We start from the raw sequence: 16,425 nt of genomic DNA, 5'->3' as shown, positions 1-16,425 counted from the left end.
ACGCACGACCGATCCACTCATGATGATGCTCGCCACACGCCACGTGCGTTCAGGCCTTGGCTTTCCCTTCCCGGGAGGGCCGTCTTCGGAGACAGACCCATGTCGATGCCAAGAAAGTCCTGTCTGGCGCGCTGCCTGCTTGCCGCAGCGCTGGTGGTAACGAGCGGTTCGGCGTGGAGCCATGCCATAAAGAACGGCCAGGTGGTCGACGACAACAGCAACCCGGTGCAGTTACGCGGCGTCAACTGGTTCGGCTTCGACACCAACGTACACACCGTGCATGGCCTGTGGGCACGAAACTGGAAGGACATGATCACGCAGATGCAGGGCCTGGGCTTCAACGCCGTGCGGCTGCCGTTCTGTCCGCAATCCTTGAGCGGAGTGGCACCAAGTAGCATCGATTACGGACTCAACCCGGACCTGCAGGGGCTGAATTCACTGCAGGTGATGGACAAAGTGATCGACGAGCTGAGCAGCCGCGGCATGTATGTCCTGCTCGACCATCACACGCCGGATTGCAACGCCATATCCGAGCTCTGGTACACGTCGTCCTACAGCGAACAACAATGGATCTACGACCTCACCCTGGTCGCGACGCGTTACGCCGCGGTACCGGGCGTGATCGGCATCGATCTCAAGAACGAACCGCATGGCGCGGCCACATGGGGCACGGGTAACGCGGCAACCGATTGGAACACCGCCGCCGAACGCGCATCGGCCGCGGTGCTGAAGGTCGCACCCAAGTGGCTGATCGTGGTCGAGGGCATCAGTGAGAACCCCAGCTGCTCGAGCAGCGGCGGCCATTTCTGGGGGGAGAACCTGGAGCCCCTCTCGTGTAAGCCACTGAACATTCCGGCCGACCGGCTGCTGCTCGCACCCCACGTCTACGGTCCCGACGTGTCGATGCAGTCGTATTTCAGCGCGTCCAACTTTCCGGCCAACATGCCGGCCATCTGGGACCAGCACTTCGGCCGCTTCGCGACATCGGGCCAGGCGTTGCTGCTGGGCGAATTCGGCGGCAAGTACGGCCAGGGCAGTGCGCAGGACGTGACGTGGCAGAACGCACTGGTCGACTACCTGGTCGGCAAGGGTATCCACGGTGGCTTCTACTGGTCGTGGAACCCGAACAGCAACGACACCGGCGGCATCCTCAACGACGACTGGTCGTCGGTACGTACGGACAAGGTCACCCTGCTGAAGAAACTCTGGGCCACACACTAAGGCCGGTATGCCGGACCTTCGTCGCGCCGGTGCGACGAAAGTCCCATCCCTGGCGAGCGGCCGAGCCCATACATCGGCCGCCGCCTTTCATCTCAGATGCCTTCAGTCGTCGATACGCTGGAGATCGTCCGCGTCGGCCGACCGGGCGATGGATTCCTGCAGGTGCGCCACATGTTTCGTGATGTCCTGCGTCGTATGGGCAAGCCGCCGGATCTCGTCGGCGATAACCGCGAAGCCCTTACCTTCGTGACCCAGGCGCGCCGCCTCGATGGTCGCATTCAACGACACGATATTGGTCTGGTGCGCGATCAGCTGGATATCGGCGACCAGTTCGCCGATGCGATCCGCATCCGCCTTGGCGGCAAGGCGCTTGGACTGCCGGTCCTCCTCCATCACCAGGCGATCCTTTTCCGGCTGGATATCGGTAAGCACGCCCACGGCGCGCAGCGGCATGCCTTCGTCGTCCCGGCTCGTCTGCCCGCGAGCACGGAACCAGCGATAGTCGCCGTTCTTGCACAGCAGCCGGTATTCGATATCGAAGCCGGTCGCCCCGGTCGTATCGTTGAGGTGATCCGCGAACGCCTGCAACGATCGGGCCTTGTCTTCCGCATGTAGCTTCGACGCCCAGCTGTCGAGCACATCCGGAAATTCCGCGACGCTCGTGTATCCCAGCAGCTGCCGGAACTGCGGCGACCACCAGAAGGCGTTCTGCGGATTGACCGGATCGCCCGCGATGACGCTCATGTCCCAGAGCCCATCGTTGAGCATTTCACGCGACAAATTGAATCGCGTGAGCGTGATGTCGAGTTCCGCGTCGCGGGCCAGTTCGTCGTGGATGTCGCTCAGCGAACCCGCCACCCGGATCGGCTCGCCATTGGGATGACGGATGGAATCGCCCTTCGCGCGGAACCAGCGGTAGCTGCCGTCCTTGAGCATCAGTCGATAGCGAACGTCGTACGGGGTCTTACCCGAGCGATCGGACAGGTGGGCCGAAAACGCCGCGAGTGTGCTTTCCAGGTCGTCGGGATGCAGCCGGTTCGACCAGCTGCCCAGCACGTTCGGGAAATCGCTTTCGTCCTGGAAACCCAGCATGGCGCGGAACGGGTCCGACCACCAGAACGGCTGCGACGCATCCACCTGGCCGCCCACGGCCTCCATATCCCAGAGGCCGTCCGTGGAAACGCGACGGGTCAGGTCGAAGCGTTTCTGCAGCGCGTCCAGCGCATCGAGCGCTTTTTCCAGATCGTCGGCACCTTGCAACCGTGCCACGTCTAGGTCGTCCACCGATGCCACCTCGATCACCGGGCTATCCAGGATCACCTTGCCTGACCTCTTGCGCCAAAAACCCATGACCAACCTCTTTTGCCTCACATTATCGAATAGGCAATATCGGCAAGAACAAAGGAGAATTTAACGACTCGTTTATCCTGGAGACAGGCTGAAAGGTCCATCGAGGCTCGCACGCATCAGGATGGATCGGCCCATTCAAAGGCCTCTACCCGCTCCTGCCGCCCAATGAGGAACGCATCCGCCACCAGCCGCAACGGCCGCGTATCCACGTCCCTGCCCCGTTCACGAATCAACGTCGCGAAGCGCGCATACAGGCCGGCATATTCGCGATCATCCGCCGTCAGCGTCTGGTCCGGCAGGGTGAGCACATCGCCACCTTTGCTGAGCTTCAGTGTCCCGCCATCGGTCTGGACCACGATGTCCCACGTCTGCGGGCCGGTCTGTCGCCAGTCCAGGTCCATGGCGATCGGCACGCCGTCGCTGTCGGCGAACTGCAAGGCCGCCGCAATCGGCGCCGCGCGATTGGCGGGAAACGACAACGTGGCGGACGTGAGGAAAAATGCGTTGGGAAGGATGCGCGTGGCGATGGACAACGCATTGATGCCCGGATCGAATACGCCCAGGCCACCCGGTTCCCACACCCACTCCTGACCGGGATGCCAGACGCGCACGTCTTCCCGCCAGGTGATCGCGACACGATCGATGCGCCGCGTGGCAAGCCACGCACGTGCCGGCTCGACGCCCGCCGCATGCTGGGAATGCCAGCCGGCGAACAGGGTCAGACCGCCCGCCTCCGCCTGCTGTTCCAGCACCGCGACTTCCGCGAGTGTGGCACCGGGCGGCTTTTCGAGGAATACATGCACACCGTGCTCGAGTGCTTCACGGGCCAGCGCATACCGCACCTGCGGCGGCGTGCACAGCACGACGGCATCCACGGCCGGCCCATCGCGGAACAAGGCCGCGAGGCTGCCGAAGGACGCCACGTCTTCCACCGAAGGCAGCGCCGGATCGACCACCGCCACCAGTTGGAAATCCGGACTGCCCGCCAGCGCGGGCAGGTGCTGGTCGCGCGCGATCTTGCCCAGGCCGACGACGGCGATGCGAACAGGCGCCACGGTCAAAGCGCCTTGACGGTCACGGCCTGCGCGCTCGCCTGTGCCAGCGCGTTGCGCAGCGGCAGGGTGAACGGCGCCGCTTCGATCTCGAATTCATCGCCCACTTGCGTCGTGATGCCTTCGGAGAACGACAGCGTGGCCGTGCCGAAGAAATGCACGTGCACGTCGCCCGGCTGGCGGAACACGTCGTACTTGAAGTGATGCGCTTCGAGGTTGGCGAAGCTGTGCGACATGTTCTCTTCGCCGGACAGGAACGGCTTCTCCCAGAGCACCGCACCGTCGCGATGGATGCGGCTGCTGCCCTGGATCTGCGCCGGCAACGGGCCGACTAGCAACTCGGGCCCCAGCGCGGCCTGGCGCAGCTTGGAATGGGCCAGCCAGAGATAGTTGTGCCGTTCCGTCACATGGTCGCTGAACTCGTTGGCCAGGCACACGCCCAGCCGGAACGGCGTGCCGTCGTCACCGATCAGGTAGATGCCGGCCAGCTCGGGCTCCTCGCCGCCGTCCTTTGCAAAGGCGGGCGACGTGAGCGCTGCGCCCGGCCCGATCAGGCCATGGCCGTTGCCCTTGTAGAACCACTCCGGCTGGCTGCCGACCTGCCCGGCCGCGGGCTTTCCGCCTGCCACGCCCTCGAGGAAGATCCGCATCGAGTCGGTCTGCTTCTCCGCGGCGGCGGCCTCGCGGTGCATCTTGTCGCGTCCTTCCGCGGAACCCAGGTGGGTCAGCCCCGTGCCGGTCATGAACAGGTGGGCCGGGTCCGCGTGATCGATCGGCGCGAGCAGGCGCCCGGCCGCCAGTTCGGCCGCGATATCGACCGTTGCGCCGACGCCGCAGGCCGCGACCGCACCCGCCAGGTCGGTACCCGCGGCGATGGCGCGGTTGGCCAGGGCGCGCACGCTGTCCACGCCGGGCACGAACGCGGCGGTGTCACCCCGCGCGGCGATCACGGAACGCGTGCCGTCGGCAGCACGATGTTGCAAAAGACGCAAGGTCATGGCGTTGTCTCTCCAGGGCACACGGGGCGCGGGGAATCAGGCGGCGGGGACACCGTTGACGAGGCGCGGCAGGCCGGCATCGTCACGTAGCACGGCGGGCAACAGGGCCTGCGCGAAGTTCTGGTACGACACCGGCCGCAGGAAGCGATCGATGGCGAGGCTGCCCACCGAGGTGGATCGTCCGTCGGATGTGGCCGGGAACGGGCCGCCGTGGACCATGGCGTGGGTGACCTCGACGCCGGTCGGCCAGCCGTTGACGACGATGCGTCCGCACTTCCGCTCCAGCAGCGGGACCAGGCGCGCGGCAAGCGCCGTGTCGCCTTCGTCCATCTGCAGCGTCATCGTCAGTTGGCCTTCGGCGGCCGCGACGACCGCTTGCAGCTCGGCTTCATCGGCACAGCGCACCAGCAGCGACGAGGCGCCGAAGACTTCATGCGCCAGAGCCTTATCGGCCAGGAACGCCTTGCCCGTGGTAGCGAACAACGCCGCGCTTCCGGCGCTGGCACCGTCGCCGGGCAGACCCTGCGCCACGGCGGTGACCTCGCCCTTCTGCCGCAGCGTGTCGACGGAGCGCTCGTACGCGCCGTGGATCGCGCCGGTGAGCATCGTCTGCGCCGGGGCCTTCGACACCGCGCCACTGGCGGCCTCGACGAACGCATCCACACCGTCTCCTTCGATGGCCAGCAGCAAGCCGGGATTCGTGCAGAACTGCCCCGCGCCCATGGTCAACGAACCGACGAACGCCGTGCCGAGCGCGTCGCCGCGCGCACGCAGCGCCTCGGGCAACAGCAGCACCGGATTGATGCTCGACATCTCCGCGTACACGGGAATGGGCACGTCGCGTTCCTGCGCCAGCTTGACCAGCGCGAGACCGCCGGCGCGCGAGCCGGTGAAACCGACGGCGGTGATGGCGGGGTCCTTGACCAGGGCAGCGCCCAGTTCGATCCCGGGACCGGTCAGGTTGGCGAACACGCCCGCCGGCAGGCCACAGGCTTCGACCGCGGTGTGGATCGCCGAGGCGACCAGGGCGCCGGTCGCCGGATGCGCCGGGTGGCCCTTGACGACCACGGGGCAACCCGCTGCCAGCGCGGACGCGGTGTCGCCACCGGCCGTGGAGAACGCGAGCGGGAAATTGGAGGCGCCGAACACGGCCACCGGGCCCAACGGGACCATGCGCAGGCGCAGGTCGACACGCGCGGGCGTCACGTCGGCCGCGGTGGCCGGATCGATGCGCAGGCCCATCCAGCCGCCGCGGCGCAGCACGCCCGCGAACAGCTTCAGCTGGCCGACAGTGCGGCCACGCTCGCCTTCCAGGCGCGGCCGGGGCAGTCCGCTCTCGCGCATGGCGGTGACGATCAGATCGTCGCCCAGCGCCACGATTTCCTCGGCGATGCGCTCGAGGAACGCGGCGCGGCTCTTGGCATCTGTCGTACGATAAACGTCGAACGCGGCGTCGGCCGCGGCGCAGGCCGCCCTGACCCGATCGACGCCATCCGACGCGAACGGCTCACCGAAAGGCTGTCCCGTCGCGGCATCCACCGAGCGAAAGGCGTTGGGGGTCACACCGGTTTTTTCGTCGTTCGACATATGTTGCACCGCCATAATTACTCAGACAATTAGGGTAAGGCGGTTATACTGCTTTTGCAATGGCGGGCGGCCGAGGGACGGGAAGGAATGAATACGTGAGCAAGACCAAGCCGACAGCACCGATCGAGGCCGAACCCCAGGCACCGCGCGAGCCGCGTGGCACGGGCCGGCGCCTGTATGGCGCCATCGCGCACAAGTTGGGCGCCGCCATCCTGGCCGGGGAATACCTGCCGGGCGACGTGCTCTCCGGCGAGGTGGTGTTTTCCGAGCAACTCGACGTATCGCGCAGCGCTTATCGCGAGGCGATCCAGGCGCTGGCGGCGAAAGGGCTGGTCGAGAGCCGGCCCAAGGCCGGCACGCGCGTGCTGCCGCGCAGCCGCTGGAACCTGCTCGATCCGGAAGTACTGGGTTGGGCCTTCGCCGGCAACCCGGACACGGCGTTCATCCGCAGCCTGTTCGAGCTGCGCGCCATCGTCGAACCCGCCGCCGCCGCGCTGGCCGCCGAACGGCGCAGCAAGGACGACCTGAAGGCCATGCGCGATGCGCTGGCCGGGATGACCCGCCACACGCTCGCCACCGACGCCGGCCGCATGGCCGACCGCGATTTCCACAGTGCGATCCTGCATGCCACGGGCAACGACGCGTTGATCGTATTGAACGCGAGCATCTGCGCGGCAGTGAGCTGGACCACGCAGTTCAAGCACCGCCAGCGCGCCCTGCCCCGCAACCCCATTCCCGACCACCGCCGCGTGCTGGTGGCGATTGCCGACGGCGATGCCACGGCGGCCAGCGAGGCGATGCGGGTGCTGGTGGAACTGGCGCTGGAAGACACGCAGCAGTCGATGCAGCCCTGAGCGCGGGCGGCATCGACTGCCGGTAGACGTCATTCCTGGAACGTCGCCTCAGCGACCGCCGGTGCGACGCTTGTTGTAGACGTCGAACGCCACCGCGGCCAGCAATACCAGGCCCTTGATCAGCGCCTGGTATTCCGTGCCCACGCCGAGGATGGACATGCCGTTGTTGAGCAGCCCGATGATCAGGCCGCCGATGATCGCGCCGGTCACGGTACCGATACCGCCGGTGACCGCCGCGCCACCGATGAACACGGCAGCGATCGCGTCCAGTTCGAAGCCCGTGCCGGCGCTGGGGCTGGCCAGGTTGAGCTGCGCGGTGAACACCAGCCCGGCCAGGGCCGAGATCACGCCCATGTTCACGAACAGCAGGAACGTCACCCGCTTGGTTTTCACGCCCGACAACGCCGCGGCGCTGAGGTTGCCGCCGATGGCGTACACGTGCCGGCCGAACACGGAGCGCGCCATGATCGCCGCGTAGGCCACGATCAGCACACCCAGGATCACCAGCACGATCGGCGTGCCGTTGTAGCTGGCCAGCAGGAACGCCATGAAGGCGATCAGGAACACGGAGAACGCCAGCTTGAGGACGAAGTACCACAGCGGCTCGGATTCCAGCCCATACCGATGCCGTACCGCGCGCTGGCGCAACGAACCGTACAGCAGCACCAGGGCGGCGACCCCGCCGAGCACCAGCGTCAGCGGCTCGTAGCCACTGGTGCCGAAGGCCGGCAGGAAGCCCGAGCCCATCCGGCGGAATGCCTCTGGGAACGGCGAGATCTGCTGGTTCTGCAGCGCGATCTGCGCGGCGCCGCGGAACAGCAGCATGCCCGCCAGGGTGACGATGAACGCCGGTATGCGGAAATAGGCGATCCAGAAGCCCTGCCACGCACCGACCAGGCCACCCAGGACCAGGCAAAGCACCACGGCCGCCGGCCAGGGAATATGCCACTGCGTGATCATCACGCCGGCCATGGCCCCGATGAACGCCACGAGCGAGCCCACCGACAGGTCGATGTGCCCGGCGATGATGATCATCACCATGCCGATGGCCAGGATCAGGATGTAGCTGTTTTGGATGACCAGGTTGGAGACGTTGATCGGGCGCAGCGTGATGCCGCCGGTGGCGAACTGGAAGAACAGCACGATGACGATCAGCGCGCTGAACAGGCCGACCTGCCTCAGCTGGCCGGTGAGATAGCTCAGTGCCTTCCTTACCCCGCCACCCTGCGGCGTCATTTCATTGGACGTTGTCACTGGCGACCTTCTCCCGTTCTCGTGTCATGTGCTGCATAAGGACCTCGGCGGTCGCCTCGGATCGTGGAATGTCCGCGGTGACGCGCCCCTCGGCGAGGGTATAGATGCGGTCGCAGACGCCGAGCAGCTCGGGGAGTTCCGACGAGATCATGATGATTCCCTTACCCTCGTCGGCGAGCCGGTTGATGATGGCGTAAATCTCGTACTTGGCGCCCACATCGATGCCGCGGGTGGGCTCGTCCAGAATCAGCACGTCGGGATCGGCATACATCCATTTGGACAGCACCACCTTCTGCTGGTTGCCGCCCGACAGCTTGCCGGTGATGGCATCGACGCCCGGCGCCTTGATGTTGAGGTTCTTCAGGTACTCGCCGGCCACCGTGGCCTCCTTGTGGCCGTCGACGAAGCCGAACAGACTGGCCAGCTTGTGCAGGGCCGAGCCCGAGGTATTGCGGGTGATGTCGTCGATGAGGTTCAGCCCGTAGCGCTTGCGGTCTTCCGTGGCATAGGCCACGCCGTTCGCGATCGCCTTGGGTACGGTGCTCATGTCGATCTCGACACCGCGCTTGAATACCTTGCCGCTGATCTTCACACCGTAGCTGCGCCCGAACACGCTCATGGCCAGTTCGGTGCGCCCGGCGCCCATCAGGCCGGCGATGCCGACGATCTCGCCGGCGCGCACGGTGATGCCGGCATCGGTGATGATCTGGCGGTCGACGTCGATCGGGTGGAAGCAGTTCCAGCCCTCGATCCGCAGCAGTTCGTCGCCGATCGTCGGCGTGTGCTCCGGATAGCGGCTTTCCAACTCGCGCCCGACCATGCCCTTGATGATCCGTTCCTCGGTAACTTCGCCCGCGCGCATGTCCAGCGTCTCGATCACGCGACCGTCGCGGATGATCGTCACCTCGTCCGCGATCGCTTCGATCTCGTTGAGCTTGTGGCTGATGATGATCGAGGTGATGCCCTGTTCCTGCAGCTGCTTGATGAGGCCGAGCAGGTGGGCGGAGTCGGCATCGTTGAGCGCCGCCGTGGGTTCGTCGAGGATCAGCAGCTTGACCCGCTTGGACAACGCCTTGGCGATCTCCACGAGTTGCTGCTGGCCCACGCCCAGGTCGGTGATGCGGGTGATCGGATTGTTGTTCAGCCCCACCCGTTCCAGCAGCTTGGCCGCTTCCAGGTTGGTCTTGTTCCAGTCGATCCAGCCGTGGCTCTGCTGTTCGTTGCCGAGGAAGATGTTCTCGGCGATGGACAGGTAGGGGCTGAGCGCGAGCTCCTGGTGGATGATGACGATGCCGGCGGCTTCGGAGTCGTTGATGCTCTTGAAGTCGACCGGCGCGCCTTCGAAGACGATCTGCCCATCGAAGGTACCCGCGGGGTAAACCCCGCTGAGCACCTTCATCAGTGTCGACTTGCCGGCCCCGTTCTCGCCGCAGATGGCGTGGACGTGGCCGCGTTTGACACCGAGCGACACGTTCTGCAACGCCTTGACGCCGGGGAAGGTCTTCGTGATGCCCTGCATCTCGAGAATGTTGGTGGTCACGTATCCTCTATCCTCAGGCAGGACTTACTGCAGCTGCGCCGGCGTGTAGTAACCGCTGTCGACCAGCACCTGCTGATAGTTCGCCTTGGTGACCACGGTGGGCTGGAACAGGTAGGTCGGCACGACCACGACCTTGTTGTTGTAGGTCTTGTCGTCGTTGGTTTCCGGCTTCTTGCCGCTGAGCAGGTCGTTGGCCATCACCGCGGCCTGGTCGGCCAGCTTCCGGGTGTCCTTGTAGATCGTGGAGTACTGCTGGCCGGCGATGATCGACTTGACCGAGGCGGCCTCGGCATCCTGACCGGTGATGACCGGCAGCGGCTTGGAGGCATTGCCGTAGCCGGCACCCTGCAGCGCGGAGATGATGCCGATCGACATGCCGTCGTACGGCGACAGCACGCCGTCGAGGTTGGCGCCGGCCGAGTACGACTTGGCCACCAGGTTCTGCATGCGCGCCTTGGCCGTGGCCGGATCCCACTGCAGCGTGGCGACCTGGGTGAAGCCGGTCTGGCCGCTCTTCACCACGATGCTGCCATCGGCGATGTACGGCTTGAGGGTATCCATCGCACCGTTGTAGAAGAACGTGGCGTTGTTGTCGTCCGGGCTGCCGGCGAAGATCTCGACATTGAGCGGGCCCTTCTTGTCGGTCTTCTTGCCGTCCGCGCCCAGCAGGCCCAGGCCGGTGAGCAGGCTGTTGGCCTGGTCGACGCCGACCTTGTAGTTGTCGAACGACACGTAATAGTCGACGTTCTTGCTTCCGGTGAGCAGGCGATCGTACGAGATGACCTTGATGCCGGCCTTGGCCGCGGCATCGAGTTGGTCGCTCAGCGAGCCGCCGTCGATCGACGCGATCACCAGCACCTTGGCGCCCTTGGTGATCATGTTGCTGACCTGCAGCACCTGCTGCGGAATCTTGTTGTCGGCGTATTCCAGGTCCACCTTGTAGCCGAGCTTTTCCAGATCTTCCTTGACCGCGTTGCCGTCCTTGATCCAGCGCTCGGACACCTTGGTCGGCATGGCGACGCCGACGAGGGCGCCCTTGTTGTCGCCGGAAGCGGCGGCCGTGTCGCCGTTGCCGCGGCCGCCGGAACAGGCGGCGAGCGAGAAGGCGAACCCGACGGTGGCGAGGCCGAGGAGCAGGTTGCGTGAGTTCACTGTGGGGTCCCTTTCAGTTGGATGCTGCATGGTGGCGTCATCTGAAGGGGCGACTCGTGAATGCACTGCGCGCAGGCCGTGCCGAGGTATTCGTCCAGACAACGTGGGTTCGGAAAATTCCTTTACCGCCGCTTGACTCATGGATTATCTTGTCTGAGTAATAGACTATCGACGCATCCACCGCGCGTCAACGGCCGGGCCGGAAGCCCTCACCACGCCGAGCCATCCACCGATTCCTGAAGAGACCGCCGCTCGCCATGACCCATACCGCCCCTCCGCTTCGCTCGCGCGCCTGGTTCGACAACCCGGACAACATCGACATGACCGCGTTGTACCTGGAGCGGTACCTCAACTTCGGGTTGTCGCTGGAAGAACTGCGTTCGGGCAAGCCGATCATCGGCATCGCCCAGACGGGCAGCGACCTGTCGCCCTGCAACCGCCACCACCTGGTGCTGGCCGAGCGTGTGCGCGACGGTATCCGCGAGGCCGGCGGCATCCCCCTGGAATTCCCGGTGCATCCCATCCAGGAAACCGGAAAGCGCCCCACCGCGGGTCTGGATCGCAACCTCGCCTACCTGTCGCTGGTGGAAGTGCTGCACGGCTATCCGCTCGACGGCGTGGTGCTGACCATCGGCTGCGACAAGACCACGCCGGCCTGCCTGATGGCGGCGGCCACGGTGAACATCCCCGCAGTCGCCCTGTCCGTGGGCCCGATGCTCAACGGCTGGCACAAGGGTGAGCGCACGGGCTCGGGCACCATCGTGTGGCGGGCGCGCGAGATGCTGGCCACCGGCGCCATCAACGAGGAAGGCTTCATCAAGCTGGTCGCCTCGTCCGCGCCGTCCACCGGTTACTGCAACACCATGGGCACGGCCACCACGATGAACAGCCTCGCCGAAGCGCTGGGCATGCAGCTGCCAGGTGCCGCGGCCATTCCCGCGCCGTACCGCGACCGCCAGGAAATCGCCTACCTGACCGGCAAGCGCATCGTCGGCATGGTCGCCGAGGACCTGAAGCCGTCGGACATCCTCACGCGCGAGGCCTTCCTCAACGCCATCGTGGTCAACTCGGCCATTGGCGGATCGACCAACGCGCCGATCCACCTCGCGGCCATCGCACGTCACATCGGCGTGGACCTGGCGATCGACGACTGGCAGACGCACGGTCACAAGGTGCCGCTGATGGTGAACCTGCAGCCGGCGGGCGAATACCTGGGCGAGGATTTCTATCACGCCGGTGGCGTACCAGCGGTGGTGGGCGAACTGCTCAAGCAGGGCCTGATCCACGCGGACGCGAAAACCGCCAACGGCAGGTCGATCGGCGAGAACTGCCGCGACGCGACGATCGAGGACGAGCGCGTCATCCGTCCTTTCGCCACACCGCTCAAGGAAGACGCCGGCTTCATCGTGCTGCGCGGCAACCTGTTCGACAGCGCGATCATGAAAACCAGTGTGATCAGCCCCGAGTTCCGCGCGCGTTACCTCAGCGATCCCAACGATCCGGAAGCCTTCGAAGGCCCGGCCGTGGTCTTCGACGGGCCGGAGGATTACCACCACCGCATCGACGATCCCTCGCTGGGCATCACCACCGACACGCTGTTGTTCATGCGTGGCGCGGGCCCGGTGGGTTATCCCGGCTCGGCGGAAGTGGTGAACATGCGTCCGCCGGCCTACCTGATCCGCGAGGGCGTGCACGCCCTGCCCTGCATCGGCGACGGGCGCCAGTCCGGCACGTCCGGGTCACCGTCCATCCTCAATGCCAGCCCGGAGGCGGCCGTGATGGGCGGGCTCGCACTGATCCGCACGGGCGACCGTGTTCGTATCGACCTGGGCAAGGGCACGGCGGATGTCCTGATTCCCGACGAAGAACTGGCCGAACGCCGCCGTGCGTTGGTCGAGGCGGGTGGCTATCGCTACCCCGCGTCGCAGACGCCGTGGCAGGAAATCCAGCGGGCGCTGGTCGGCCAGATGGAAACCGGCGCCATCCTGGAAGGCGCCGAGAAGTACCAGCAGATCGCACAGACGAAGGGGCTTCCGCGCGACAGCCATTGAACCGGCTGCGTGCGAAAGCCCCCCTGCGTGTCACTGACGTTCTGACCGGTCCGGTCAGAACTCCTGCCAGGACGAGGCCAGCGCCGGCGTCGTCATCATCGGGCGGCTGGCCGTCTTACGCGGCGCGGCGGCGGGTGCGTGCGCGGCAGCGACGGGCGCGGGTTGGGCCGGCTGCGATGCGAGTTCGCTCGCATCGCCACGCAGCTTGAAGAACGACACCTGACGCATCAGTTCGTCGGCAACATCCAGCGCGGTACGGCTCGCCGCGCTGGCTTCTTCCACCAGGGCCGCATTCTGCTGCGTTACTTCGTCCAGTGCGGACACCGCCTGGTTGACCTGCTCCACGCCGGTGGATTGCTCGTCGGAGGCCGCCGCGATCTCCGCGACCAGGCCCGAGACCCTGGCGACATCGGTGGCGATCTCCGCCAGCGCCTGCCCGGTGCTCTCGACCAGGCCGACGCCTTCGGCGACTTCGTCGCGGGTGGAAGCAATCAGATGCTTGATGTCTTTCGCCGCCGCTGCGCTGCGCTGGGCCAGCGACCTGACCTCGCTGGCCACGACGGTGAAGCCACGGCCCTGCTCGCCCGCGCGCGCCGCTTCCACCGCGGCATTCAGCGCCAGCAGGTTGGTCTGGAACGCGATTTCGTCGATGAGCACGGCGATCTCGCCGATGTCCTTGCTGGCCTTCGCGATCCGGCCCATGGCGCCGACCGCCGACGTGGCGACCTCATGGCCACTCGTGGCGTCGCTGCGAAGTTTTTCGGTCAGACGCCGGGTATGCCCGGCGGCCTCGGCGTTCTGCTTCACCGTCGCGGCCATTTCTTCCATCGACGCGGCGGTTTCTTCCAGCGACGAGGCCTGTTCCTGCGTACGGTTGGACAGATCGTCGTTACCCGCCGAGATGTCGCGGGCCGCGCTGTTCACCTGCTGCGCGTTTTCCCGCACCTTGCGCACGATGGCGGACAACTGCGTATCCATGTCCGCCAGCGCCTGCAAGGTCTCGCTGAGCTCGTCGTTACCGGTGACGACCAGTTCGTTCTCGAGGTGGCCGTCGCGGATACGCACAGCCAGCCCGCGTGCCGCGACCAGCGGACGCATGACGGCGCGCCGCAGGAAGAAGCCGCCCATGGCGACCAGGGCCGCGCCAAGCAGAAGCGTACCCGCCATGATCTCCGCCGATCGCTTGCCGGACGCCACCGCAGCGTCGTATGTGGCACGCGCCATATCGCGGTTCTTGGCGACGAGGGCAGCAATCAGCTCCGCATCCTTGTCCATCGACGGCGCGATGACGTTCAACATGCGATCGATCGCCGCCGCACGATCCGTGGGCAGGATCTCCAGCATCGCGTCGACTTGACGACGCGTGCCCGATCGCGATGCGTTGAAGGCGTCGGCCATCTTGCGCAGCGTCGGGTTCGCGCTCTGCGTCGCGTAGTAGCTGCGCCAGACGGTGTCGCTTTCGGCGCGAATCTGGGCAATCTTGGTCTTGGCGGCTGCGGCGGCATCCGGCTTGTTGACGAGCAACGCGCGATTGAGCACGCCACGCTGCTGGGTGACGAAATGCCGTATCTCGGTCACCTGGGTAACCGGCACCAGGGCATCCGAGTAGATCACGTCGGCCCCGTTGGTAGCCTGGCGTGTAGAGAAGAAACCCAAGGCACCCACGGCCAGGGCAATGGCGACCGAAGCCGCCGATGTCAGTACGATACGCAGTCCAATTTTCACATCCACCCCCCAGAGCCATGCAACGGACGTCGCACTTGATAGGGTTATCGGCCTTACGCAATATCGGCATATAGACCGTTAGTTATGTTGCCTGTCCTCGCAGCTTCGTGCGATACGCAAAATCGTCGTCTGGAGCCGAGCGCCTGCGAGGTCAACCGAACTCCGGACCATGCCTCCAGAGCTCATCCAGAGGCACACGGGAAGGGCCACAAATAAGGATATCCGGGTGATCCCTGCTCTCTTCGTTGACGATGCCCAACGTGTTCCAGCTATGACCCGCCACCCGGCACTTAGTGAGTATTTCCTCAGCACGCGTGAGTGAACTGCCAAGCACGATATAGGTGGATGGTGCGGGTTCCGGGTAGCCACGCAGCCATCCTGAATTGATGGTCGTGACAGGTACCGGCAGGTGATACGCCGGCCCTAGCAACGCGATGGCGCCATACTCACCATAGTTGCCCACCGCGATACCCAGGTTCGCTTGCTCGGCCGCCGGCAGGCCGTCGCGAATCGCGGCGACCTGTGCGACCAGTTCCGGCCAGCCGATCTCCTCGCGCAAATCGCCGTTGTGACGAAGGGCGTAGTCGCGTAACGGGCCGCTCGATGCGATGGGGACGATGCGCAGCGCCGCGTATCCCCCCATCCCCAGCACGCCAATGAACACCAGGGCGACGAGGCCCCGCGCATGCAGGGGTCGCAGGCTGCGCATGCGATTCTCCGCGACCACCGCCCCCATGGCCAATAACATGGGATACGCGCCGGACACGTAGTAGAAACGTCCCTTCGCGACCAGGAACAGGAGCAGTGGCACGGCATACATCCATGCCAGCATGCGGTAGCGCCGGCTTCTGGCAAAAACGTACAACCCCGCAAGCCACACGGGGGCGGCCACCAGGTTCACATTGAGCAGGAACTGGTCACGCAGGAAACCGTCCGCCCGACCCAGATGCACATCCCGTGCATGGATGCCCTGCAGGAAATGGTACGAGATGAAGTCGTGCCGCACGAGCCAGACCAGGTTGGGCGCGACGATCGCCAGCGCGACGAGCCCCCCGGCCCAGAACCAGCCGCTCCTCAGGTACCGGCGCGCATCGGTCAGCAACATGCCTACGAGCACGCCGACCAGCAGGAAGGCAATGGAATACTTGGTCTGCAAACCGAGGCCAGCGACGCCGCCGATCGCGATCCACCAACGCGGCTCGTCGTCGCGCAGCATGCGGATCACGCACCAGGCGATCAGCACCCACCAGAGCAGGTCGAAGGACGAGTACTGGAACTGGGTCGCCTGGAACATCGGCACGGGAGACAGCGCCACCGCCATAGCGGTAAACACCTGGGCCAGTCGGCCACCGCCGAGGTCACGCGCCATGAGCCCCGCGATGACGATCACCAGCATCTGCGCCAGCACCGAGAACAACCGTAGCCCCACCAGCGACAGTCCGAACAGCTTCAGGCCCAGGGCTTCCACGGCGGGTGTCAGCGGCGGGTACGGCACGAACCCGAAGTCCAGGTGCTGGGCATCGCTGAGGAACTGCCATTCGTCCCGATGGAATCCGTACTGCCCGTTCGTCAACATGTGCGCGAGCCCGGCCAGCAGGGCGATGACCAACAGCGGTAAGGTCGTTATCGCTTTATGTCTGT

At 65.6% G+C, this 16,425-nt stretch carries 11 protein-coding genes and 1 pseudogene; 3 read left to right on the top strand and 9 right to left on the bottom strand.

From position 1 onward, the window contains the following. Nucleotides 1-99: 99 nt before the first annotated feature. Nucleotides 100-1,215, top strand: a pseudogene (locus FA89_RS13750) (glycoside hydrolase family 5 protein); the annotation flags it as partial. A 108-nt stretch (nucleotides 1,216-1,323) separates the two neighbouring features. Here the strand turns inward: FA89_RS13750 and FA89_RS13745 are convergent. From FA89_RS13745 to FA89_RS13730, 4 genes are all read right to left on the bottom strand, one after another. Then, nucleotides 1,324-2,571 carry a methyl-accepting chemotaxis protein gene (locus FA89_RS13745; protein ID WP_081916580.1) on the bottom strand — a complete coding sequence of 416 codons (1,248 nt, stop codon included), beginning with the start codon at nucleotides 2,569-2,571 and terminating at the stop codon, nucleotides 1,324-1,326. 116 nt (nucleotides 2,572-2,687) lie between these two features. Continuing rightward, on the bottom strand, nucleotides 2,688-3,626 hold the full coding sequence (locus FA89_RS13740; RefSeq protein WP_036141243.1) for a Gfo/Idh/MocA family protein: 939 nt from the start codon (nucleotides 3,624-3,626) through the stop codon (nucleotides 2,688-2,690). Nucleotides 3,627-3,628: 2 nt separating this feature from the next. Further along, the gene (gene araD1, locus FA89_RS13735; protein ID WP_036141241.1) at nucleotides 3,629-4,621 is read right to left on the bottom strand and encodes an AraD1 family protein; all 993 of its coding nucleotides are present in this window, start codon (nucleotides 4,619-4,621) and stop codon (nucleotides 3,629-3,631) included. 36 nt (nucleotides 4,622-4,657) lie between these two features. Beyond that, on the bottom strand, nucleotides 4,658-6,208 hold the full coding sequence (locus tag FA89_RS13730; RefSeq protein ID WP_185754359.1) for an aldehyde dehydrogenase (NADP(+)): 1,551 nt from the start codon (nucleotides 6,206-6,208) through the stop codon (nucleotides 4,658-4,660). Between the two features lie 95 nt (nucleotides 6,209-6,303). On the opposite strand from FA89_RS13730, the gene FA89_RS13725 reads away from it, so the two are divergent. Then, the gene (locus FA89_RS13725; protein ID WP_051938771.1) at nucleotides 6,304-7,062 is read left to right on the top strand and encodes a FadR/GntR family transcriptional regulator; all 759 of its coding nucleotides are present in this window, start codon (nucleotides 6,304-6,306) and stop codon (nucleotides 7,060-7,062) included. 48 nt (nucleotides 7,063-7,110) lie between these two features. Here the strand turns inward: FA89_RS13725 and mmsB are convergent, their stop codons facing one another. Genes mmsB through chvE form a run of 3 tightly spaced genes read right to left on the bottom strand, consistent with a single transcriptional unit; the run spans nucleotide 7,111 to nucleotide 11,008 of the window. Next, nucleotides 7,111-8,316: a multiple monosaccharide ABC transporter permease gene (gene mmsB / locus FA89_RS13720; protein ID WP_221174305.1), complete on the bottom strand. Its 1,206-nt coding sequence runs from the start codon at nucleotides 8,314-8,316 to the stop codon at nucleotides 7,111-7,113. After that, nucleotides 8,300-9,856, bottom strand: coding sequence for a multiple monosaccharide ABC transporter ATP-binding protein (mmsA, locus tag FA89_RS13715; RefSeq protein WP_185754358.1), 1,557 nt, complete (start codon nucleotides 9,854-9,856; stop codon nucleotides 8,300-8,302). Before mmsA ends, mmsB begins: the two co-directional genes overlap by 17 nt. 24 nt (nucleotides 9,857-9,880) lie before the next feature. Beyond that, the gene (gene chvE, locus FA89_RS13710; protein ID WP_275451396.1) at nucleotides 9,881-11,008 is read right to left on the bottom strand and encodes a multiple monosaccharide ABC transporter substrate-binding protein; all 1,128 of its coding nucleotides are present in this window, start codon (nucleotides 11,006-11,008) and stop codon (nucleotides 9,881-9,883) included. Between the two features lie 257 nt (nucleotides 11,009-11,265). Here chvE and FA89_RS13705 point away from each other — a divergent pair, with 257 nt between their 5' ends. After that, on the top strand, nucleotides 11,266-13,059 hold the full coding sequence (locus FA89_RS13705) for an IlvD/Edd family dehydratase (RefSeq protein WP_036141235.1): 1,794 nt from the start codon (nucleotides 11,266-11,268) through the stop codon (nucleotides 13,057-13,059). 54 nt (nucleotides 13,060-13,113) lie between these two features. Here the strand turns inward: FA89_RS13705 and FA89_RS19310 are convergent, their stop codons facing one another. Together FA89_RS19310 and FA89_RS13695 are read right to left on the bottom strand one after the other, a co-directional pair. Next, the gene (locus tag FA89_RS19310) at nucleotides 13,114-14,790 is read right to left on the bottom strand and encodes a methyl-accepting chemotaxis protein (RefSeq protein ID WP_051938770.1); all 1,677 of its coding nucleotides are present in this window, start codon (nucleotides 14,788-14,790) and stop codon (nucleotides 13,114-13,116) included. 145 nt (nucleotides 14,791-14,935) lie between these two features. Continuing rightward, nucleotides 14,936-16,393, bottom strand: coding sequence for a glycosyltransferase family 39 protein (locus tag FA89_RS13695; RefSeq protein WP_240003902.1), 1,458 nt, complete (start codon nucleotides 16,391-16,393; stop codon nucleotides 14,936-14,938). Nucleotides 16,394-16,425 lie beyond the last annotated feature (32 nt).

It is taken from the genome of Luteibacter sp. 9135 (assembly GCF_000745005.1).
GTDB lineage: Bacteria > Pseudomonadota > Gammaproteobacteria > Xanthomonadales > Rhodanobacteraceae > Luteibacter.
The sequence above is the reverse complement of the archived record's forward strand: the minus strand, read 5'-3'. Positions and strand labels throughout refer to the sequence as shown.

What these genes read in the sequence shown, in the direction of transcription:
- FA89_RS13745 (WP_081916580.1), bottom strand. Translation starts at nt 2,571, where the DNA reads ATGGGTTTTTGGCGCAAGAGGTCAGGCAAGGTGATCCTGGATAGCCCG.
- araD1 (WP_036141241.1), bottom strand. Translation starts at nt 4,621, where the DNA reads ATGACCTTGCGTCTTTTGCAACATCGTGCTGCCGACGGCACGCGTTCC.
- FA89_RS13730 (WP_185754359.1), bottom strand. Translation starts at nt 6,208, where the DNA reads ATGTCGAACGACGAAAAAACCGGTGTGACCCCCAACGCCTTTCGCTCG.
- FA89_RS13705 (WP_036141235.1), top strand. Translation starts at nt 11,266, where the DNA reads ATGACCCATACCGCCCCTCCGCTTCGCTCGCGCGCCTGGTTCGACAAC.